At 57.4% G+C, this 19,076-nt stretch carries 22 protein-coding genes; 7 read left to right on the forward strand and 15 right to left on the reverse strand.

The genetic code is table 11. The features are described 5' to 3' along the window. Nucleotides 1-227 precede the first annotated feature (227 nt). Nucleotides 228-1,268, forward strand: coding sequence for a hydrogenase expression/formation protein HypE (gene hypE / locus ACQE3D_RS12965; RefSeq protein ID WP_168029119.1), 1,041 nt, complete (start codon nucleotides 228-230; stop codon nucleotides 1,266-1,268). Then, nucleotides 1,268-3,580, forward strand: a complete 2,313-nt coding sequence (gene hypF / locus ACQE3D_RS12970) for a carbamoyltransferase HypF (protein WP_313730183.1) — start codon at nucleotides 1,268-1,270, stop codon at nucleotides 3,578-3,580. The genes hypE and hypF overlap by 1 nt, the downstream gene beginning before the upstream one ends. Before the next feature lie 13 nt (nucleotides 3,581-3,593). Here hypF and ACQE3D_RS12975 read toward each other — a convergent pair whose 3' ends face one another. The 8 genes from ACQE3D_RS12975 to argH all read right to left on the reverse strand — a co-directional run bounded on the left by ACQE3D_RS12975 (nucleotide 3,594) and on the right by argH (nucleotide 9,781). Further along, nucleotides 3,594-4,340, reverse strand: a complete 747-nt coding sequence (locus ACQE3D_RS12975; RefSeq protein ID WP_071156265.1) for a phosphate/phosphite/phosphonate ABC transporter substrate-binding protein — start codon at nucleotides 4,338-4,340, stop codon at nucleotides 3,594-3,596. A gap of 15 nt (nucleotides 4,341-4,355) precedes the next feature. Beyond that, nucleotides 4,356-4,832 (reverse strand): PAS domain-containing protein, encoded by a 477-nt coding sequence (locus ACQE3D_RS12980; RefSeq protein ID WP_064030516.1) that lies wholly within the window; start codon nucleotides 4,830-4,832, stop codon nucleotides 4,356-4,358. Nucleotides 4,833-4,859: 27 nt separating this feature from the next. Further along, entirely contained in the window at nucleotides 4,860-5,222 is a 363-nt protein-coding gene (locus tag ACQE3D_RS12985) for a roadblock/LC7 domain-containing protein (protein WP_064030514.1), read from the reverse strand. Nucleotides 5,223-5,277: 55 nt separating this feature from the next. Next, nucleotides 5,278-5,913 (reverse strand): hypothetical protein, encoded by a 636-nt coding sequence (locus tag ACQE3D_RS12990; RefSeq protein ID WP_281020474.1) that lies wholly within the window; start codon nucleotides 5,911-5,913, stop codon nucleotides 5,278-5,280. A gap of 4 nt (nucleotides 5,914-5,917) precedes the next feature. Beyond that, nucleotides 5,918-6,454, reverse strand: coding sequence for a GTP-binding protein (locus tag ACQE3D_RS12995; protein WP_071156259.1), 537 nt, complete (start codon nucleotides 6,452-6,454; stop codon nucleotides 5,918-5,920). A 15-nt stretch (nucleotides 6,455-6,469) separates the two neighbouring features. Further along, a complete protein-coding gene (locus tag ACQE3D_RS13000; protein ID WP_064030508.1) occupies nucleotides 6,470-7,645 on the reverse strand; it encodes a hypothetical protein in 1,176 nt (391 codons plus the stop codon). Beyond that, a complete protein-coding gene (locus ACQE3D_RS13005; protein ID WP_071156257.1) occupies nucleotides 7,642-8,328 on the reverse strand; it encodes a type IV pilus assembly protein FimV in 687 nt (228 codons plus the stop codon). Before ACQE3D_RS13005 ends, ACQE3D_RS13000 begins: the two co-directional genes overlap by 4 nt. A 61-nt stretch (nucleotides 8,329-8,389) precedes the next feature. Beyond that, nucleotides 8,390-9,781 (reverse strand): argininosuccinate lyase, encoded by a 1,392-nt coding sequence (argH, locus tag ACQE3D_RS13010; RefSeq protein ID WP_064030504.1) that lies wholly within the window; start codon nucleotides 9,779-9,781, stop codon nucleotides 8,390-8,392. Between the two features lie 131 nt (nucleotides 9,782-9,912). Between argH and ACQE3D_RS13015 the strand changes: the two genes are divergently transcribed. Further along, nucleotides 9,913-10,260, forward strand: coding sequence for a hypothetical protein (locus ACQE3D_RS13015; RefSeq protein WP_313730182.1), 348 nt, complete (start codon nucleotides 9,913-9,915; stop codon nucleotides 10,258-10,260). A 13-nt stretch (nucleotides 10,261-10,273) separates the two neighbouring features. On the opposite strand, the gene ACQE3D_RS13020 is transcribed toward ACQE3D_RS13015, so the two are convergent. From ACQE3D_RS13020 to ACQE3D_RS13050, 7 genes are all read right to left on the reverse strand, one after another. Then, entirely contained in the window at nucleotides 10,274-10,495 is a 222-nt protein-coding gene (locus ACQE3D_RS13020; RefSeq protein WP_064030500.1) for a TraR/DksA C4-type zinc finger protein, read from the reverse strand. A gap of 42 nt (nucleotides 10,496-10,537) precedes the next feature. Further along, the gene (locus tag ACQE3D_RS13025; protein ID WP_313730181.1) at nucleotides 10,538-11,050 is read right to left on the reverse strand and encodes a hydrogenase maturation protease; all 513 of its coding nucleotides are present in this window, start codon (nucleotides 11,048-11,050) and stop codon (nucleotides 10,538-10,540) included. After that, nucleotides 11,050-12,549, reverse strand: a complete 1,500-nt coding sequence (locus tag ACQE3D_RS13030; RefSeq protein WP_313730180.1) for a Ni/Fe hydrogenase subunit alpha — start codon at nucleotides 12,547-12,549, stop codon at nucleotides 11,050-11,052. The genes ACQE3D_RS13025 and ACQE3D_RS13030 overlap by 1 nt, the downstream gene beginning before the upstream one ends. Nucleotides 12,550-12,626: 77 nt before the next feature. Next, the gene (locus tag ACQE3D_RS13035; RefSeq protein ID WP_313730179.1) at nucleotides 12,627-13,166 is read right to left on the reverse strand and encodes an NADP oxidoreductase; all 540 of its coding nucleotides are present in this window, start codon (nucleotides 13,164-13,166) and stop codon (nucleotides 12,627-12,629) included. Further along, complete coding sequence (locus ACQE3D_RS13040; protein ID WP_071156248.1) at nucleotides 13,156-13,872, reverse strand: 2Fe-2S iron-sulfur cluster-binding protein; 717 nt, start codon at nucleotides 13,870-13,872, stop codon at nucleotides 13,156-13,158. Before ACQE3D_RS13040 ends, ACQE3D_RS13035 begins: the two co-directional genes overlap by 11 nt. 2 nt (nucleotides 13,873-13,874) lie before the next feature. Further along, nucleotides 13,875-15,653, reverse strand: coding sequence for an NAD(P)H-dependent oxidoreductase subunit E (locus ACQE3D_RS13045; protein ID WP_313730178.1), 1,779 nt, complete (start codon nucleotides 15,651-15,653; stop codon nucleotides 13,875-13,877). Nucleotides 15,654-16,195: 542 nt separating this feature from the next. Then, nucleotides 16,196-16,405, reverse strand: coding sequence for a hypothetical protein (locus ACQE3D_RS13050; RefSeq protein WP_064030488.1), 210 nt, complete (start codon nucleotides 16,403-16,405; stop codon nucleotides 16,196-16,198). A gap of 437 nt (nucleotides 16,406-16,842) precedes the next feature. On the opposite strand from ACQE3D_RS13050, the gene ACQE3D_RS13055 reads away from it, so the two are divergent. Genes ACQE3D_RS13055 through ACQE3D_RS13070 form a run of 4 tightly spaced genes read left to right on the forward strand, consistent with a single transcriptional unit; the run spans nucleotide 16,843 to nucleotide 19,071 of the window. Continuing rightward, on the forward strand, nucleotides 16,843-17,586 hold the full coding sequence (locus ACQE3D_RS13055; protein ID WP_313730177.1) for an OmpA family protein: 744 nt from the start codon (nucleotides 16,843-16,845) through the stop codon (nucleotides 17,584-17,586). Between the two features lie 24 nt (nucleotides 17,587-17,610). After that, on the forward strand, nucleotides 17,611-18,159 hold the full coding sequence (locus ACQE3D_RS13060; protein WP_082885617.1) for a V4R domain-containing protein: 549 nt from the start codon (nucleotides 17,611-17,613) through the stop codon (nucleotides 18,157-18,159). A 25-nt stretch (nucleotides 18,160-18,184) separates the two neighbouring features. Beyond that, the gene (locus ACQE3D_RS13065) at nucleotides 18,185-18,598 is read left to right on the forward strand and encodes a roadblock/LC7 domain-containing protein (protein WP_064030484.1); all 414 of its coding nucleotides are present in this window, start codon (nucleotides 18,185-18,187) and stop codon (nucleotides 18,596-18,598) included. Between the two features lie 17 nt (nucleotides 18,599-18,615). Continuing rightward, on the forward strand, nucleotides 18,616-19,071 hold the full coding sequence (locus ACQE3D_RS13070; RefSeq protein WP_281020483.1) for a roadblock/LC7 domain-containing protein: 456 nt from the start codon (nucleotides 18,616-18,618) through the stop codon (nucleotides 19,069-19,071). Nucleotides 19,072-19,076: the final 5 nt, after the last annotated feature.

Here is a 19,076-nt window from a genome sequence, read left to right on the forward strand (position 1 = left end):
ACCGACAACTCGCCGGTCCAGTTCCTCGAGCCGCCAGCAACGCCGATTCCATTCGAGTCCGGCTAAACCTAGCCGTTGGCAATGCGGCGATTTTCCGCCGGTTTTGGCCGAAACATCCTTCCTCCGCCCGACAAAATCCCGCTCGATCGACCCCGTATTCGGCTAAAATCGCCGGCTGATCCCGGCGCATCCGTGCCGGATACCATCAATTTGATAGGACGGCTAGCGTGGCCCATTCCGCTTACACTCTGAACTTGACATCCGGCCAGATCGATCTTAGTCACGGCGGCGGCGGCCGGGCGATGGCGCAATTGATCGATGCCTTGTTTATCAAGCATTTCGACAACGACTTATTGAAGCGCCGCAACGACCAGGCTGTTTTTCAGGTCCCGGCCGGCCGGCTGGCGATCAGCACCGACGGCCACGTGATCTCGCCGCTGTTCTTCCCAGGCGGCGACATTGGCGCCCTTGCGGTGCATGGCACGCTGAATGACGTCGCGATGTCGGGTGCCCGGCCCTTGTATTTGGCGGCCGGGTTTATTCTGGAGGAAGGCCTGGCGCTGGCCGATCTGGACCGTATCGTCGCCAGCATGGCCGCCGCCGCCAAAGCCGCCGGCACTCCGGTGGTGACAGGCGACACCAAGGTCGTCGAGCGCGGTAAGGGCGACGGCGTATTCATCACCACGACCGGCGTCGGCATCGTGCCGGACGGCGTTGATATCGCCGGTGACCGCGCCGAGCCCGGCTGCGCGGTGTTGGTCAGCGGCAGCATCGGCGACCACGGCGTGGCGATCATGGCCGGCCGCGAGAATCTGCAATTCGGGACCAGCATCGTTTCGGATTCGGCCGCGCTGCACGGCTTGGTAGCGGATATGGTGGCCGCGGCGCCGACCCGGATACGCTGCTTGCGCGATCCGACCCGCGGCGGCTTGGCCACCGCACTGAACGAACTGGCCGAGCAATCCGGCGTCGGCATCGTCGTCGACGAAAACCGCATCCCTATTAAGGCCCAAGTCAGAGCGGCTTGCGAGATTCTCGGCCTCGATCCGCTTTACGTCGCCAACGAAGGCAAGCTGGTCTGTATTTGCGAAGCCGACGCCGCCGAAACCTTACTCAATACGATGCAGAACCATCCGTTGGGTCGGGATGCCTCGATCATCGGTACCGTCGTCGCCGATCAACACCATTTCGTGCAAATGACCACCGGCTTCGGCGGCCGCCGTATCGTGGATTGGCCCGCCGGCGAACAACTGCCGCGCATTTGCTGATGCCCGGCCTGGCGATCCGGGCGCGCGGCGTGGTGCAGGGCGTCGGTTTTCGACCGACGATCTGGCATCTGGCCAAAACATACCATTTGACCGGTTCGGTCTGGAACGATCAGGAAGGCGTGATGATTCACGCCTACGGCCCTGCAAGCGTGTTGGCGGAGTTCGCGGAGGCGATTCCCAAGCACCTGCCGCCGCTGGCCCGATTGGACGCGCTGGAAAGCGCCGAACTGCTCGGCAGCGCGCCGGACGAGTTCCGCATCGTCGCCAGCGCCGGCGGCCGCGCGGCCGATACCGTCATCGCGGCCGATGCCGCCACTTGCCCGGCTTGTCTGGCAGACATTGCCGATCCCAGCAACCGCCGCTATCGCTATCCTTTCACCAACTGCACGCATTGCGGTCCGCGTTTATCCATCGTCCGCCGCGTGCCTTACGACAGGCGCCATACCAGCATGGCCGGTTTCGCGATGTGCCCGGAATGCCTAAGCGAATATCAAGACCCGGCCGACCGGCGCTTTCACGCTCAAGCCAATTGCTGTCCGGTATGCGGCCCCAAGCTGTGGCTGGAAGACGGCAAAGGCCTCCTCCCCGGAGATCCTATTGATCAGGCCGCCGCCGCGGTCCGCGCCGGACGGATTGTCGCGATCAAAGGCTTGGGCGGATTTCATTTGGCTTGCGATGCCGCCAATGCCGAGACGGTGCGCCGATTACGCCTGCGCAAGCGCCGCTACGCTAAGCCGTTTGCGTTGATGGCCGGTAGTGAGACGATGTTGCGCCGCTACGCCGAGTGTTCCCCATTGGAGCACGCCGCGCTGCAATCCCCGGCCGCGCCCATCATGCTGCTAACGGCAGCCGGCGCCGGGCTGGCACCTGAACTCGCCCCCGGCGACGATAAACTGGGCTTCTTGCTGCCGTACACACCACTACATCATTTGTTGATGGCCGCGCTGAACACTCCCATCGTGCTGACGTCCGGTAATGTTAGCGACGAACCGCAATGCATAGACAACGCGGCGGCCCGCGCCGAATTAACCGACATCGCCGACCTGTGGCTGATGCACGACCGCGATATCGCGAATCGCTTGGATGATTCGGTGGCGCGGCTAGTGGACGGCGAAATTCGCTTGTTGCGGCGGGCGCGCGGCTACAGCCCGCAAGCGTTGATTCTTCCCGTCGGCTTCGAGCAGGCGGACGGCGTTCTGGCAATGGGCGCCGAATTGAAAAACAGTTTTTGCCTGATTCGGCGGGGTCAAGCCATCGTCTCGCAGCATATCGGCGATCTGGAAAATACGGCGGCGCAGCGTGATTACCGCCAAACGATTGATCTATACCGGCAGCTGCACGGCTGCACGCCGACACGGATCGCGATCGACCGCCATCCCGGCTATCTGTCCAGTGCTCACGGCCGAGAGCTTGCCGCCGCGCTACCCGCCGAGCTGAACGAAGTCCAGCATCACCACGCCCATCTGGCCGCTTGTCTGGCCGAGCACGCCGCGCCATTGACCGGGCCGCCGGTGCTGGCGGCGATATTCGACGGCCTGGGTCTGGGTGACGAAGGCAGTCTATGGGGCGGCGAATTTTTCTGGGGAGGCTACCGGACTTGCCGGCGTCTCGCGCATTTTGAAGCGATCGCCCTGCCCGGCGGCACGCAGGCGATTCGGGAACCGTGGCGAAACGCATACGCTCAGCTCGCGCACTATTTCGCTTGGCCCGACCTGATCGCCGAATACGGCGGTCTGGATATCGTGCAATTGCTGAATCGCAAGCCGTTGGCAACTTTGGACGCGATGATCGCAAAAGGCTTGAACTCGCCACCGGCTTCATCGTGCGGGCGATGGTTCGACGCGTTTGCCGCCGCACTTGGCCTTCACGCCGAGTTCGCCGATTACGAGGGCCAAGCGGCAATCGCATTGGAGATCTTGGCCGGCCCGGCATTTTTCGGCGAGCGAGCTTATCCGGATGCTTGGACTTTGGCCCAAACCGGCGAGAGTCGGGTACTCAGTTGGCGCGGGTTGTGGCTGGCGGTACTAACCGATTTACGCGACGGTACCGATCTAGCCCGCGTGGCGGCCCGCATTCATCACACATTGATCGACGCCACATCGGCAATCTTATCTACGTTGGCAACAACCCACCCGGCGGATACCGTGGTACTGAGCGGCGGCGTGTTTCAGAATCGTTTGCTATTGGAAGGTCTATCGGCGAAGTTGAGAACCGCCGGCTTTCAGGTGTTGGCACCGCGCGCCTATCCGGCCAACGACGGTGGTCTGGCGCTGGGTCAGGCGGTCATCGCGGCGGCGGCGGCAGCGCGATGACCCGAACGAAGGCTCAAGTATTCAACGTCTCCATCAAATCGATCATGAACTCCATGTCTTCATCTTCCAGAGCTTGCCAACCGGAAAATCCGAGGCTTTCCAGTACGCCGGGGCCCTTGTCTTCCTCGGCCATCCTCACCAACAGATCGCGAATCTCCTGGCGCCGTTCGGCCAGGCGCGGGCCAACCAGCAGTGCGTGGTTGATGACGCTGATCTGACTACGTACCAACACCCTTAGTTGCTTTTTGATCATGCCGGATAAGTTGTCGAAGGCTTCGGCCAAGAAAATGCCGACATCGGCTTCGCCCTTTAGCAGGTGCTTGGCAACCAACACGTAATTGTCGGATAGCAATGCTTGAATGTTGCCGCGGTCCAGATCGGCCGGTTCCAACATGATCATGCCCATCAACCGCACGTCCGGATCTTCGGTGTGGGCGACGCGGATACCCGGCGTCAGATCCGCTACGTCCTGAATCGGGCTGTCGGCGTTGACCGCGATCACCGCCTCATCCGACAAGCCTACCGGCTTGACCAGGGGTAGAAAGCCTTTCTCCCGGACCAGCATCGCCGCGTCGAAAGGATTGGCATAGATCAAGTCCACCGCATCGCCGGCGATAGCTTGGTGCAAGCGTTGATAATGGTCGTACATTTCCAAATGGATCGCGGCGGCGGTGTGTTTTTGCAGCCACGTATTGAAGATATACCATCCGGACAAACGATCCGGCGCGAAATCGGGACTAACGGTAAACAAATAAGTCATAACGCGTTCCCCTGCTCAGATTAGCGTCGAATAGAGTTGGATGCTGTCTTCGATCTTGCGGCGCGAGGGCTTACGCCTGACCGAGGTATACCCGACCACCTGACCGTTGCGGACGTTGGGAATGACGGTCGCCTTAACCCAATAATAGCCGCCGTCCTTGCGCAAATTCTTCACGTAACCCTGCCATTTTTCGCCGCGCCCGACGGTGTCCCACAAGTCCTTAAACGCGGCGGCGGGCATATCGGGATGTCTTAGCACACTGTGCGGCATCCCGATCAACTCTTGCACGGCGTAGCCTGACATGTCGATAAAGGCTTGGTTGGCGTGGCGAATGATGCCGTCCGGCGTCGTCGTCGAAACAATCAGTTTGCCGTCCGGATACGGGGTTTCCAGTTCGGTATACAGTACTTTACGGCTGCTTCCGTCAAAATAGGTCAGCGTCGTCTCCTTGAAGTCGCCTACGATATCCTCGGGCTTCATATCAGCAATCATGATGCGCTCCACTAGCGTTTGAGGGAATTACAACATTTCGGCGATGCTCTCGGCCGCCCGCTTAACATCCAGAAATATCAAACCCAACTTGGCGTTAGGCTTAGCTAGCACCGTCAAAACCGCCTCGCGCCCGGCGTAAGTCATCAATACGTAACCCTTGTCGCCCTTGATCAACACTTGTTCCAGACCGCCGCGACTCAACTCCTGCGCGGTGCGGTCGCCCAGCGACAGCATCGCCGCGCTCATGGCACCGACCCGGTCCTCGTCCATGCTGGCAGGCAATACCGAGGCCATCATCAAACCGTCGGTGGAGATCACTCCGGACGCTTCGATGTCCGCCGAAGTGCCGTTCAGCTCGGTCAAGACCGAGGTCAACATGTCTGCTCTCATAGTGTGGTTTCCTCTGTTTTCAGGTGATAAGTTAAAACCGCCGGTTTGCCGCCGGTCATTTCAGATAGCGAGTAATCAATGCCCACGCCAACGAAACGAACTCGGCGTGATTGAAATGCGGCACGCCGCTGATCGCCAACACAAAGCGGTGCTTGCCGACGAACATCGGCCAAAAGCCAATTTGGCTATTCCCGAACGGATCGACGATCGCCAAGGCGTGGCTGGCGATTCCCAGGTTGTTAACCAGTAGACCGGACCGGCGCTTATGCACTGTCGCCAATTCCGCGCTCAGTGCCGATAACTCTTCGGCGACCTCATGCGGGAATCCGCTGCAAGCCAAGTAAAAACCTTGATCGTCGGCGAGCAAGACTTTTCCGGACTCGGCGATCAAGCCCAACATCGCCGGCAGAATATCCTCCAAAGCCCCTTGCGGCGCCGTTATCGGCGCATCCAGACCTTGAACCCAACCAAGTTTTTGGCAATACGACAACAATTGCATGGCTTTTTCGGTTTCGTCGGTTTCCATCAAGGCCATTAAGCGACCTTCGGTCAATTCCGGCGTTTGTTCCAGCTTCAACAACTGATTTAGAAAGCGACGCGGCTTATCTTCGGCGGGACTGGCGATCGCGTAATAAGCGCCGGCGGGCGTCGGATATAAATACAAACCTTGTTTTAGTTCGTAAGCGGCCATGACTTCAGCCCACCAAACCAGGATCGAGCGAGTACAACAAGGACTGGACCAACAGCGAGACATCGGCCCGCTCGCGAGCGTCGACGGCAAATACCGGCGGATTCAAACCCAAGGTTTGCAACTGTTGATGGTAGTCGTCTATCGCCGGCGTGCTGCTCAAATCCATTTGGGTGACGCCTATGGCCACGCCGGTGGTATCGATAAATTTACCGAAGGCATCCAGAAAGAATTTCATGTCTTGAAACGGATCGGCCCTGGTGTTGTCGAGCAGCAAGACCAAGCCGATACCGCCGACGGTCAGAATCTCCCACATGAAATCGAAGCGCTCTTGGCCCGGTGTTCCGTACAAGTGGATCTTTTCGCCGCCGGGTAAATTCATCACGCCGTAATCCATGGCCACGGTCGTCGATTCCTTGCGGTTCTTAGTCATATCGCTAGCGGCGGCATCGGTCTTGACCGGCGGCAGATCGCTGATCGAATGTATAGCGGTAGTCTTGCCGGCGCCGACTGGGCCGGTGAATATGATTTTGTATTGACTCATCGTGGTTCCTTATCGTTATTGCTCGCCGCGCAACTTCCCAAGAATCTTGCTCAACAGACCTTGGTTTTTGGCCGGTCTTGGGGCCGGTTGGGCGACCACCGCGTCGGCTTGGCGTTCGGATTGGCGCAACAAGCCCAGCGTATGACAGGCACTGACGAACACAAAGACGTATTGCATCTTGATCCGCAGCACTTCGGCGATTTCCAACGGCGTGCGCGGTTGCTGGATCAACAAGGCCGCGATCCGCAAAGCTTCCGGGGTAATCACCAAGCGGGTAAAGTTAGGCCAGCGGTCCAGATATACCGGCTTGTAAATATCGATTCCGATCGGAAATCGGCCCTTGGAGGTCCAAATCGCCAGTTTCCAAAGAAAAGCCGACATGTCCTGATGTTTTTCAGCGTCGCGGGGCGCCGGGTCGGTCAAATCGAATACCGACAATGTCATGTTCCCCGCCGAGGCCCGGTTCAGCACCACCCCGGCGAATGCCCGCAATTGCTTGTCATCGGCATCCAACCAGATTTCCTCGGACTCGGGAAAAATCAACAACGGCTTCCAGATCGAGTTCAGCCGTAGTGCCTTATGCTGCAAGCGGGCGGTCTTGAATGCCGATTGCACAAAGCCCAGGAAATAATGTCTCGGATCAAAATACGCGGTGCGCCATTGAGCAGGGTCGTCGAAATCGATATCGGCCAATGTGCCGAGGAAGGTGCGGAACCCGCTATCGCTCAGTTGCGCCGCAGTCCGGTGTTTGCTGGATTTCAATCGCTCCGGGCGAGGTTGTCCGGACGATACCGATTCAGACGCATGCTCGGCTTCCGATCCGCGGCTGGCGGGGTGACGGAGTTTTTCGGCGACCTTTCGAGCCGCCAAAACATCCCGCACTTGCGCGAACACCGACAGCATTTGTTGAGCATTGACCGGCTTCTTAACGAAAAACGCGTTTTCAACCCGCAGGTCATAGAGCGACAACAATACTAACGGTCTACCAGGATTGGCGGCGCGCCGGGCTTTAATGATATCGGCCGCCTTGGCGTGGTCGGCATCGATCAGGTCCAGATCCGCTTCGTCTTCGTTGACGACGACCGCTACTCCGCGGCAAGGTCCTTTCAAATACATGGCCATGGTTTTGCCGGTCCGGCCGTCCATCGCGAATAACGCGGCCCGCAAGGCCGGGGGCACGTGAAGTGTCATGAGCTGATTCCGTCAAAGTAAACCGCAACTTGGCGCCAGCCGTCCACAAGAGCCACGCCGGCGTCGCTCAATGCTCGGTATTGCCGGCGAAAGCGTTCAGCATTTTTGGTAGAGCGATATAACTCCAACAGCGAGTTCTGCAAGTCCTCGCGTTCGGGTTGTTGAATCAATCCGGTTTCCAACGCCTCGATGGCTTGGCTCAATTGGCTGTACTCGATGAAATCGTTAGCCAGTGCCAGATAGTCGTATTGAGTGTCGGTTCCCCGGACCTGTTGAACCAAGTCCGAGCTTCCCAACATACCGTCGGTAAATAACGTGTAACGATTCGCCACGCGCGTACCGGGCTTGAGTAAAGCCGCCGCTTGGGCGGCACTCAATTTACCGCGACAGGCGGCGAGCAATCGGGCGCGTAACGCGGAACCGCGTCCGCCCAAGATAATCGTTAAATCGAGCAATGCGGCAAATAGCTGCTCGGATAAGTCGCTACGGTAACAGCGATAAATACGCCGCAAATGGCCAAGCAGATCGGCGGGTTGTTTGCGGACCGCGAAGACCAGGACATTCAAGGCCTGCTCGCCGTCCGGATCGATGCCAAACGCCGCCAAGCGAGCATCGGACCAGAATTCGGACTCCGCCGCTATGACCGTCCGAGCGGTTTCTAAACCAAAATCGCTTTGAAGCATTGCCACCCTCCGAACCAAGACCGTTCGAAAGGGTAGCAGCGAATCAGATAATTACCGCGATTTAACTAAGGATTTGCCGGCGCGCGTCACAAATTGCCTGACGCACCGTCTCCGGTGCCGTACCGCCAATATGCTTGCGCAAAGCCACCGACCCTTCTAAGCCGAGGATATCGAACACATCTTCCGCAATGGTTGCCGAGAAACTTTGCAATTCGGTCAGGGTTAATTCCGACAAATCCCGACCGGTCCGCAAACCCAGGCGAACCGCCAAACCGACCACCTCGTGCGCATCGCGGAACGCCATGCCCTTACGGACCAAGTAGTCGGCTAAATCGGTCGCAGTCGCAAACCCGCGTTTGGCGGACTGATACATGTTTTCGCGCTTGGCCTGGACGCGCGGCATCATGTCGGCAAAAGCCCGTAGACTGTTGACGACGGTATCGACGGTATCGAATAACGGCTCCTTGTCTTCCTGATTGTCCTTGTTGTAGGCCAGGGGTTGGCTTTTCATCAACATCAGCAAGGCCATCAAATGCCCGGCCACCCGGCCGGACTTGCCGCGCACCAACTCCGGTACGTCCGGGTTTTTCTTCTGCGGCATGATCGACGATCCCGTGCAAAAGGCGTCCGGAATATCGATGAAGTCGAACTGAGCACTAGCCCAAAGTACCAGCTCTTCGGAAAACCTGGACAAATGCAACATCACTAGGCTGGCGGCGGCGGTAAACTCGATCGCGAAATCGCGATCGCTAACCGAATCCAGCGAATTGTTGGACGGCCGGGAAAAACCCAGTAATTCCGCAGTCAAGAAACGATCCAGCGGATAACTGGTACCGGCCAGCGCCGCCGCTCCCAGCGGCATCACATTGATGCGCTTGCGGCAATCCTGGAAGCGCTCGGCGTCGCGGCTCAGCATCTCGAACCAGGCCATCAAATGGTGGCCGAAGGTCACCGGCTGGGCTACCTGCAAGTGGGTGAAACCGGGCATGATCGTCGCGGCCTCGCGTTCGGCCAGATCCAACAACGCGGTTTGCAGGCGCCGCAATTGCCCCAGAATGACGTCGACTTCGTCGCGCAAATACAAACGAATGTCGGTGGCGACCTGATCGTTACGCGAACGTCCGGTGTGCAGTTTTTTGCCGGCGATACCGATCAGGTCGGTCAAGCGCGCTTCGATATTCATGTGAACATCTTCCTGCTTTATCGACCACACGAACTCGCCGCGTTCGATTTCACCGCGAATTTGCGCCAGCCCGCTACGGATGTCGGCCAGCTCCTGTTCGGTCAAAATCCCAATCTTATGGAGCATCGTCGCATGCGCCAACGAACCCTGAATATCCTGCAGGGCCATGCGTTGATCGAAACCGACCGAAGCGGTGAATTCCTCGACGAACGCGTCGGTGGCTTCGGCGAAGCGAGCGCTGGAGAGTTTTTCGGAGTTTACATTTGACATAGGCAACGATCGCAAGCGGCAAAAAACGCCGATTATACCGTCGACGACCGGAATCAAGATTAGGATTTGCGATATTCAGCCGGCCCTGCTTCGGGCATAATCGGCTAAAACCGACACTCAGGAGATCAACAATGACATTCAAATCAGCCATGTTGGCCGGTGCCTTAACCCTACTCGTCGGTTGCGGCCACGGTTACGAAGGCGAATACCGGGCCGAAGGCGGCTCGGAAAACCAGTTTATCGACGCCGTCGCGAAAATCATCGGCGACCAAACCTTGGTCATTGGCAAAAACTACCTGGATTCCAACGGCGAACGCACCGAATTCGCCGACATTTTCGTCCGCGAATCCGGCAGCCAGTCGTATTTGGTATTCAAGAAAACCGACGGCTCGGAAGAGGCCTGGAAAATCGTCGACCAAGACACATTGGAACGTGGCGGCGGCTTGGTATCGATCAGGATGAAACGGGTTAAATCCTGAGATGATCACCAATTCAGATTTTACCGCTACGTTCCAATTTGGTCTGGCAGGGCAAACAATAACGACAGGCAATCGCGCTCCGGCGCGCCTCGGGGATGGGTTCGCCGCATTCGTCGCAATGCGTCGCCGACTCCCCGGCATACATCGAGCGGCGAGTTTGTTCGACGAATAATTCAGTCATTTGATCCAAGCGTTCGACAATGGCGTCGGTACCGCCGGCCCATGCGGTGGACATACGGGTAATCCTGTGAAAAATTGGAAAAGTCGCTGGCGCCGCTCAAGCCGGAACGGCGAGGTCTAAAGGCGGAACGACTTTGATGGCGGCGGCTAATATATCCTCCGCCGACCCGCTCAGCAAGCGACAGGCGAATTCGACAGCCAGCGCCAGGTTTTGCGCGGCGCCAGGGCTAAGCGCCTCGCCGAGCTCGAACGACAAGCCGGCGATGCCCAATAAGAAAGCCGGCGGCGGCTCGCCGTACAGCGCCTGATAAACGTCCAGCAAGGCCGCCGGACTCATCGCATGGCTGGTGTAACTCCGGTCGCGTAGCGGCGCCAGCCGGCCGAATTGGTAGGGCGCCAGAACCTTGACCGACGCATCGACGAATATCGCCACACGCCGCCCCTGTAAATCCAGCGCGTGCTCGATTTGCAACTGAAAATCGACGATGAATTCGACGGTGTTGGTGCCGACTTGGTTTTCCAGAGCCTCCAATAGCAGAGGTCCGAGGGCATCGTCACCTCGGCTCGGGTTGCCGTAAGCAAACACCAGAACCGGTTTGAGCGCCGTCATCAGGCCAAACCGTGCTCGAATTCACCGTCACTATGCCGAATCAACCGATCAATCACTTGGCCTTCGGCATCCACCAATTCGAGTTGCAACGGCATTTTGCCAACCGCATGCGTGGCGCAAGACAAGCAAGGATCGTAAGCGCGTATCGCCACTTCCAGACTGTTCAGCAACGGCTCGGTCAACTCGCGCCCGGACAGGTATTCAGCCGCGACCTGACGTACCGACTCGTTCATGCCCATGTTGTTACTGGTCGTCGAAACGATCAGATTGGCCTTGGTGACGATGTCGTTGTCATCGATCTGATAGTGATGAAACAGGGTACCGCGCGGCGCTTCGATCACGCCAATACCTTCGTAACGCTTTTCGCCTTGAGCCAGCAAATGACTACTCATCACGTCGGAATCGCGCAACAAAATCTTAATACCTTCGGCGCAATGCAATAATTCGATCAACCGCGCCCAATGGAAAGCCAAGGTGCTGTGCACCATGGCCTCCCCACCGTGTTGCTTGAACTCGACCCGCGCTGCTTCGGCCAGCGGCGTATCGATGAAATCGCAGTTGTTGACCCGAGCCAAGGGTCCCACCCGATACCAACCGTCGGCCTTGCCCAATGCGGTCAGATACGGGAATTTCATATAACTCCAGGAGCGCACCTCTTCATGGATCAAATCGGTGTAAGCGCAATAATCGTAGTGGTCGACTATCGTCGCGCCGCTGTCGGTTTTGGCGCGAATCCCACCGTGATAAAGCTCCATCGCACCGTTCGGCTTGATCAAGCCCAGATAATTGCTGCGTATCGTCGCAAACTCGTCGTAATACGGCAGGTTGGCGGTATGCACCGATTTGATCAAGGCCACCGCCGATTCGGCCCAAGCCAGCACCTGATCGATATCCCGCAACAAATAATCCCGCTCGTCTCGGCTCAAAGCCTTGTTCATGCCGCCGGGTATCGCGCCGGTACCGTGCACCCTTTTGCCGGACACCATCCGTATGACTTCCTGACCGTACTTGCGCAGCTTCACGCCTTGCAGGCCGATCTCGGGGTATTCCGCCAGCACCGCGATGACGTTGCGCTTGGCGATGTCGCTATCGAAACCAAACAGCAAGTCCGGGCTGGAAAGATGAAAAAAGTGCAGAGCATGAGATTGTAAAACTTGGCCGAAATGCAACAGGCGGCGCAGTTTGTCGGCGGCTGGCGTCAGATCGGCCGGATCGACGCCCACCAATTGATCGATGGCCTTGGCCGCCGCCAGATGGTGACTAACCGGGCAAATGCCGCAGAGCCGTTGCACCAACACCGGCAACTCCCAATACGGCCGGCCCTGAATGAATTTTTCGAAGCCGCGAAATTCGACGATGTGCAGCCGGGCTTGCTGGACCCGATTCTCGGCGTCCAGCAACAACGTGACTTTTCCATGACCCTCGACGCGAGAGACGGGATCAACCACGACCCGTTTCAGGCCGGCGGGATTGACGGCGGTTTCAAGATGCTCGTACATAAATATTCTCTCTTTAACGGGACGGCGGGCCGCGCTCGACGTCATTTACTCGGACCGACGCCAAACGGGCGCGCGGCTCAATCGTAATGCACCAATTCGTAAGGCAGGCTGGGTTCTCGGCCCTCGACCAACGCGGTCAGGAAGGTCCAGAACACGTCGGCGGACGGCGGGCAACCGGGCAGGAAATAGTCGATTTTGACAATTTCGTGGATTGGGTGCACCTGGTTCAGTAACAACGGCAATTCCGGATCGCTGGGAATTTGCGGATTTTCAACGCCGATGCCGTCTCGATACGCTTCCATCAGACAATCTTCCAGATCGATGTGGTTGCGCATCGCCGGTAAGCCGCCGTTGATCGCGCAAGCGCCAACCGCCACCAGGATCTTGCAGTTCTTCCGAAATTCGCGCAGTACATGCACGTTTTCCGAATTGCAGACGCCACCTTCGATCAAACCGATGTCGCAGGGACCGCAGTGCTCGATGTCGGTGATCGGCGAACGGTCGAATTCGGCGACTTCGGCCAAGGTCAACAGGCGTTCGTCGATATCCAGAAACGACATGTGGCAACCGAAGCAACCCGCCAACGAGGTGGTCGCGACCTTAATTTTATTGCTCATGACTTCCCTCCGCGAACAGCGCCACTTCGCTGATTTGGCGATGATCGTAAATACGTTGCCCGATAGGGACTTGATAACCGGTGCGCTTGATCAACAGCGCCCCGGTCGGGCACACGTGCACCGCGCTGTCGTCGATGCTGACGTCACTGTCCTTCAACAGCCCGCTGACCGAATTGACAACCAAACGCTTATTGATGCCGCGACCGGCGATCGCAAACACGTTTTTGCCGTCTTTTTCCTTACTCGCCCGCACGCAGAGATTGCAAAAAATGCAACGGTTGTGATCGATCAAAATGTCCGGATGCGAAGCATCCATTTCCCGGTGGGCGAAAAAGTGCGGGAAGTGGTTGTCCGTCATATTCAAATAGTAAGCGACGCCCTGTAATTGGCAGTTACCGGTTTTCTCGCAAGACGGACATAGGTGGTTGCCCTCGACGAACAGCATCTGCGTGATGCGACGGCGGTCTTGCTGCAGCTCGGCGCTATTGTTTATCACGGTTTGGCCATCAACAGCTGGAAAGGTGCAAGCCGAGCAGTTCCGACCGTTGACGTTGACCGTGCATAATTTGCAACTGCCGTGGGGCGTGTAACCGGGCTTGTGGCAGAGATGCGGAATGTAGATGCCGGCCGCGGTGGCGGCTTCGATGATGGTTTGTCCTGCTTGGAACGGGACGATTTGCCCGTCGATGGTGATGGTACCTGTCATGCTCAATCCTCCAGTTGCGACAAATGCGCGGCCGCGTCGTCGCGATGCGCCATGCGGCGGGCAATCGCCAACGCGCCGTCCAAATCGAACCCAGGTTCGTAACTGATCTGCTTCAATTGTTTTTCGTAGACGTCGGGGTAGCGTTCCAATGTGCTCAAGATCGGGTTGGCCGCGGTTTGTCCCAGGCCGCAATGGCTGTGGTGTTTCACTAACTGACAAAGATTTTCCAGCTCGACGACATCGCCGGCCGAACCATGACCGTCGACGATTTTATCCAACTGCTTTTTCAACAACGAGGTCCCAACCCGGCATGGCGTGCAAAATCCGCAACTCTCGTGAGCGAAGAAATGGGTGAAATTTTGAACGATCCTTAGGATGTCCCGACTGCAGTTAAAGACAATGAAGGAACCGCCGGTGGCTAGATCTTCGAAGGCTAAGGCCCGGTCCAGTTCCCGATTGGAAATGAACGTACCCGATGGTCCGCCGATCTGAACTCCCAATACGTCAACGGCGCCGCAGTCTTCCAGCACCTGGCGAATACGAGTACCGAACGGGTACTCGTAGATGCCCGGCCGTGCACAATCGCCGCTAATGCTGAGAATCTTGGTGCCGGCGGATTTTTCGGTGCCGACCGCGGCAAACCAAGCGCCGCCGCGTACGGCTATGTGAGCGGCGGCCAAAAAGGTTTCGACGTTATTGACGATCGTCGGTTTATTCAAATAGCCGCTGGTCACCGGATAAGGCGGCCGATTGCGGGGTATGCCGGGCTTACCTTCCAACGATTCGATCAGCGCCGATTCCTCGCCGCAAATATACGCGCCAGCGCCGAGACGGATTTCGATATCGAAGTTCAATCCCAGGCCGAGGATATTCTCGCCCAGCAAGCCGGACGCGCGGCGCTCGGTCAATACACCCTGCAATTGTTCGTGCAGATGCAAATATTCGCCACGCAGGTACAAAAACCCTTGTTGGGCGCCAATCAGCGCTGCCGCCAGCGTCATACCTTCGAAAACTTGACTGGCATAGCTGTTTAGCAACACCCGGTCTTTGAAGGTACCGGGCTCTCCCTCGTCGGCGTTGCAGACCACGAAACGGGTGTCGGCCGGCTCATCGGCGCAAAACCGCCATTTCACCGCCGTTTTGAAGCCCGCGCCACCGCGGCCGCGCAGACCGGAGCGGTCGAGTTCCTCCAACGTTTCCGGCAGACCGCGCTCAAACGCCGCCCGCAACGCATCGCCAGCGACCAAGGGTTCGCTAAGCAATAGTCCAGGTCTATGAATGTTATCGGCGACCGCAAACAATGTCGCCGGCCACTGCGACAGCGGCGTTTGCTGATTCACCAACTCGACGATTTCCTCGAGCCGAGCTATATCCAGGCTCGTTAAAGCCAATCCGTTGACCAAGCCGGCCGGCCCTTGATCGCACATACCGGTACACGAAGTACGATTTAAACTCACCAAGCCATCCGCCCGGACCTGACCGACCTGAACCGCCAAACGCTCGGCAAGATAATCCAACACAAACTGGTTACCCAACATCCGATCGGTGATCGAATCGCTGATTAACAAGTCATAACGACCTTGCGGGGTCATATGCAAGAAGCTGTAAAACTCGACGACACCGAGAATTTGCGTACGCGGAATAGACAAGCCTTCCGCCAGCAATTCGATGGCTTCCTCGGGAATATGCTGGTAGCGGGCTTGGACGGCTCTTAGGATTTGCAGCAGATTAACCGCTCGAGCATCGGCTTCCGCCAGCACGGTCTGAATAAACGTCTTCATCGTTTCGCACCGTTTGGTTGAGCAAGAAATTTAGCAACTGCCCGGAAAACGCCAGGACCAAGGCTTTCGAAACATGAAACTACCTGGCGAAACTAAGCAATCAATCTGCGTTAATACTAGACAATTTGTGAGGACTATTCGGCAAATTTTTCAAAACGACCGGCGTTTTACTCCAAAACGTCCCGCAAACCCAAGTAAACCCATCGGTCTCGACCTTTCGCGGAGCTCACCAATCCAATTTGATCAGGCCGGGGACACCAGCATACGAAATCTACCGAGCGGCAAGGGTATTTTCATCTGAAATTCGACAAGCCGTTAACCGGCTTCGGTGGATTGACTTACGGAACGCCGAACAACACAAAGCTGACCTGCCGCCCCCTAGGTCGGCCAGGCCAGACGTAAATTGGTGCGAACTTGACGTGCCAAACCATTCGTCACAAATCCGGTCCAAAAAAACCGGGCGAACTGCAAAGTAACAAACAGTGGGAGAACTGCTCCGGATCCCGGAGCGAAGCACTAAAACATCAACACTAAGGCCGCTGTTACAGCAAATCCTTAACGCATTGCCGAGCGAAGGTTCGAATCGGCATGGATTCGCTTAAATATTGGTTGTACAAACTGTTGATCGCCAACGGGTTTAGATACACGTAGACACCGCATCCGGTCATCGACACAAATTGATGACTTAGCATTTCGATGAAATCAGTCCGGGTATCGCCAAACTCGAGATTATCGTTTGAAAAAGTTTCCATGACATTCACCCCTGGGTTTATAGAACTCCTTGAATATCCAGCAGATGTCGCGCCAAGTATTTCATCATTTCCATTCAACAAGTTAGAATCCATGGTCATGCTATGCGCCGCGTTGTCGGACATGTTTGTCAGTTTCGAGTCAGTATTGTCAGCGCGAACAGGTAGCGGCAACTCGGTTTGGATTGGCGCTACGATACCGCGACTAGATTTCGGCGATCAGTCTACAAGGCCATTATGACAAACCGATTTCAACCGGTTCCTTATGATTCCTGGCAAGCCGATGGAAATGACGATCTTACAATGCCTCTCCCAGATTTGCCTGCGCGGCGAACGCCAAGCCCAACACTTGCCGATATACCTCGATTCCACAAACACGAATTCCGGGAGTACAATCAAAAAAACTGAGTCTTGGTTGTGATTCACATCAAGGAAATTGTATGAAAAAACATCGATCACTCGATCTCGACGGCTTGGACGGCATTCTTCGTCCCGCCGCCGAATCGCACCCGCCGGCGAGCCGGACCTGGGTCGTTTGGAGCTTGCTGTTGTTAGTGATCGCGGCAATCGGCGTGTACTGGATACGCAACCATCCGCTGCCAAAGTTGGAATGGCCGGAGACGCCAGACCGTTCCAGCAATGCCGCTCCGGCTCAACCTGTTCCGCCCCCTCCGCCAACCGAGCAGGCGGAAGTCGTTGCCAAGCAGCAGCCGACCAATGACGCCGCGCCAACGGCACCGGCGGAGAGCAAGACGGAATCGGTCGCCGCCTCACCAGCCCCGGTCGCCGAAGCGCAAACCGAGCTAAAGCTGCCAACCGAAGCCACCGCCGCCGGCCCGGCGCCAGCCAACACCGATCCGGTTTACACGGTGTATTTCAAGTTCAATTCCACTAAGCCGATTCGGCTGTCCGGGGCCGAGAAAAACCGTCTGCTCGAACAAGTCAAACAATGCAATCAGGGTATCCGAATCGTCGGGCATACCTGCAATCTGGGCAACGACGCGTCCAACCGCCAACTCGGCCAAGCGCGCGCGGAAGCCCTACAAAAGTGGCTGACCGCACAGGGTATTGCCGCGCCCATCGAAACCGCCACGGAAGGTTGGAACAGACCGGCGGCTTCCAACGACACGCCGGACGGCCAAAAGTTGAACCGGCGCGCCGAAGTACGCTGTTTGACGCCCTAAACGCACTCCCCAAGAGGACAAGGCATGCTAACCAATAACAAAACCGACTACCAACTGGCGCAACAACAAATTCTCGAGGGTATTTTGTCCGGGGAATTCGGCATCGAAAACCGCAACGACCTCGGTCCGCTCATCCCTATTCGCCTGTTTCAGGTGTTGCGGATGGTGGCACTGGGCTCCAACGTCGAGGACATCCTCGGCCAGGGCGCACCGTCGCTGGTATACCACTCCGGACAAAGCCTCGGCAGTACGCTGGGCCAAATCGTCGCGGCCAACGTCGACAAGGATCTGGAAACCTATGTCGGCAAGATCCAGCAATTGTGCCGGCAACTTTGCATCGGCTTGGTGGTGCCCGACAAGGTCGATCTATCCAGTGGATTGTTGGAATTGCGGGTGGACGAATGCGTCTCCTGCGCCGGCATCCATAACGTGGCGGCGCCGATTTGCCATTTCGAGGCCGGCATGGTCGGCGGCATCGTCAAGGCATTTTTCAAGCGCAACGTCAAAGCCACCGAAACCAAGTGCAACGCCCTGGGCGACAAAACCTGCCTGATCCGGGTCGACCTACTGTAATTATGACGACACATTGGAGCGTATCATGAACAGCAACATCCACGCTTTGGAGCCCAGAGCCTCGCAATCGGCGGAAATCGAATCGATTCTGCGGAATTTGATGAGCATACAGGGAGTTTCCGCTGCGGCCATCGTCGACAGCGACGGATTCGTCACCCACATCCACCGCGATTACGAGATCAATACCGACGCCATCGGCGCCTCGGTGCAAGTGGTATTCGGCGCCGCGTCCAAAGCCGCCGGACATGTCGGCCATCATCAAACCCAAATGGTGATCTGCGAAAACGCCGAGGGCTATATTCTGTCGACGCCGATCGAAGCCGGTTTCATGCTGGCGTTGGTGACCAAACGCGACGCTTTGTTGGGCAGGGTCCGCTTCGAACTGAAAGAAACCGTGCCTATGCTGAAAAAACTGTTTTCCAGCTACCTATTCAAATAACCAGACTCACCGCAGCCATGCATTGGTTCGAATCGCAACTCGCCGAGCTCGATCGCTTGGCGGCGGCCTACTCGGCGGCCCAACGCCAGCCATCGGACGATCTAGTCAGTACCAGCGCCTCCCTGCGCACCAAGCGCGGCGAATTCATCGCCGCATTGCAAACACTGGTCGATGGCGTGGTGCGGATCAAAGGCATCGACGCCTGCGCCGCTTACCACGAGGGCTTGATTCTGGCCAGTGCCGGTCAACTGCCGCACGCCGACGCACTGGGCGCGTTGATCGAAGACAGCATCGGCGTCGCCCGCGACAGTTCGACGATTTTAAAGTTGGGCGACATCGAGCAACTGGTCATCGTCGGCTCGGCCAGCAAAGTGGCGGTGCTCAATATCGGCCCGGTGGTGCTATGTATCGCTTGCCCCAAGACCACCAACCTGGCCGCCGCCCTCAGTGAACCGGTAAAGGCCAAGCGCTAAAGTGC

It is taken from the genome of Methylomonas sp. MS20 (genome assembly GCF_050275925.1).
GTDB lineage: Bacteria > Pseudomonadota > Gammaproteobacteria > Methylococcales > Methylomonadaceae > Methylomonas > Methylomonas koyamae_A.

Bases quoted from the DNA above. Each gene is read 5' to 3' on its own strand.
- hypF (WP_313730183.1), top strand. From the start codon at position 1,268: ATGCCCGGCCTGGCGATCCGGGCGCGCGGCGTGGTGCAGGGCGTCGGT.
- ACQE3D_RS12975 (WP_071156265.1), bottom strand. From the start codon at position 4,340: ATGACTTATTTGTTTACCGTTAGTCCCGATTTCGCGCCGGATCGTTTG.
- ACQE3D_RS12980 (WP_064030516.1), bottom strand. From the start codon at position 4,832: ATGATTGCTGATATGAAGCCCGAGGATATCGTAGGCGACTTCAAGGAG.
- ACQE3D_RS12985 (WP_064030514.1), bottom strand. From the start codon at position 5,222: ATGAGAGCAGACATGTTGACCTCGGTCTTGACCGAGCTGAACGGCACT.
- ACQE3D_RS12990 (WP_281020474.1), bottom strand. From the start codon at position 5,913: ATGGCCGCTTACGAACTAAAACAAGGTTTGTATTTATATCCGACGCCC.
- ACQE3D_RS12995 (WP_071156259.1), bottom strand. From the start codon at position 6,454: ATGAGTCAATACAAAATCATATTCACCGGCCCAGTCGGCGCCGGCAAG.
- ACQE3D_RS13000 (WP_064030508.1), bottom strand. From the start codon at position 7,645: ATGACACTTCACGTGCCCCCGGCCTTGCGGGCCGCGTTATTCGCGATG.
- ACQE3D_RS13005 (WP_071156257.1), bottom strand. From the start codon at position 8,328: ATGCTTCAAAGCGATTTTGGTTTAGAAACCGCTCGGACGGTCATAGCG.
- argH (WP_064030504.1), bottom strand. From the start codon at position 9,781: ATGTCAAATGTAAACTCCGAAAAACTCTCCAGCGCTCGCTTCGCCGAA.
- ACQE3D_RS13015 (WP_313730182.1), top strand. From the start codon at position 9,913: ATGACATTCAAATCAGCCATGTTGGCCGGTGCCTTAACCCTACTCGTC.
- ACQE3D_RS13020 (WP_064030500.1), bottom strand. From the start codon at position 10,495: ATGTCCACCGCATGGGCCGGCGGTACCGACGCCATTGTCGAACGCTTG.
- ACQE3D_RS13025 (WP_313730181.1), bottom strand. From the start codon at position 11,050: ATGACGGCGCTCAAACCGGTTCTGGTGTTTGCTTACGGCAACCCGAGC.
- ACQE3D_RS13030 (WP_313730180.1), bottom strand. From the start codon at position 12,549: ATGTACGAGCATCTTGAAACCGCCGTCAATCCCGCCGGCCTGAAACGG.
- ACQE3D_RS13035 (WP_313730179.1), bottom strand. From the start codon at position 13,166: ATGAGCAATAAAATTAAGGTCGCGACCACCTCGTTGGCGGGTTGCTTC.
- ACQE3D_RS13040 (WP_071156248.1), bottom strand. From the start codon at position 13,872: ATGACAGGTACCATCACCATCGACGGGCAAATCGTCCCGTTCCAAGCA.
- ACQE3D_RS13045 (WP_313730178.1), bottom strand. From the start codon at position 15,653: ATGAAGACGTTTATTCAGACCGTGCTGGCGGAAGCCGATGCTCGAGCG.
- ACQE3D_RS13050 (WP_064030488.1), bottom strand. From the start codon at position 16,405: ATGGAAACTTTTTCAAACGATAATCTCGAGTTTGGCGATACCCGGACT.
- ACQE3D_RS13055 (WP_313730177.1), top strand. From the start codon at position 16,843: ATGAAAAAACATCGATCACTCGATCTCGACGGCTTGGACGGCATTCTT.
- ACQE3D_RS13060 (WP_082885617.1), top strand. From the start codon at position 17,611: ATGCTAACCAATAACAAAACCGACTACCAACTGGCGCAACAACAAATT.
- ACQE3D_RS13065 (WP_064030484.1), top strand. From the start codon at position 18,185: ATGAACAGCAACATCCACGCTTTGGAGCCCAGAGCCTCGCAATCGGCG.
- ACQE3D_RS13070 (WP_281020483.1), top strand. From the start codon at position 18,616: ATGCATTGGTTCGAATCGCAACTCGCCGAGCTCGATCGCTTGGCGGCG.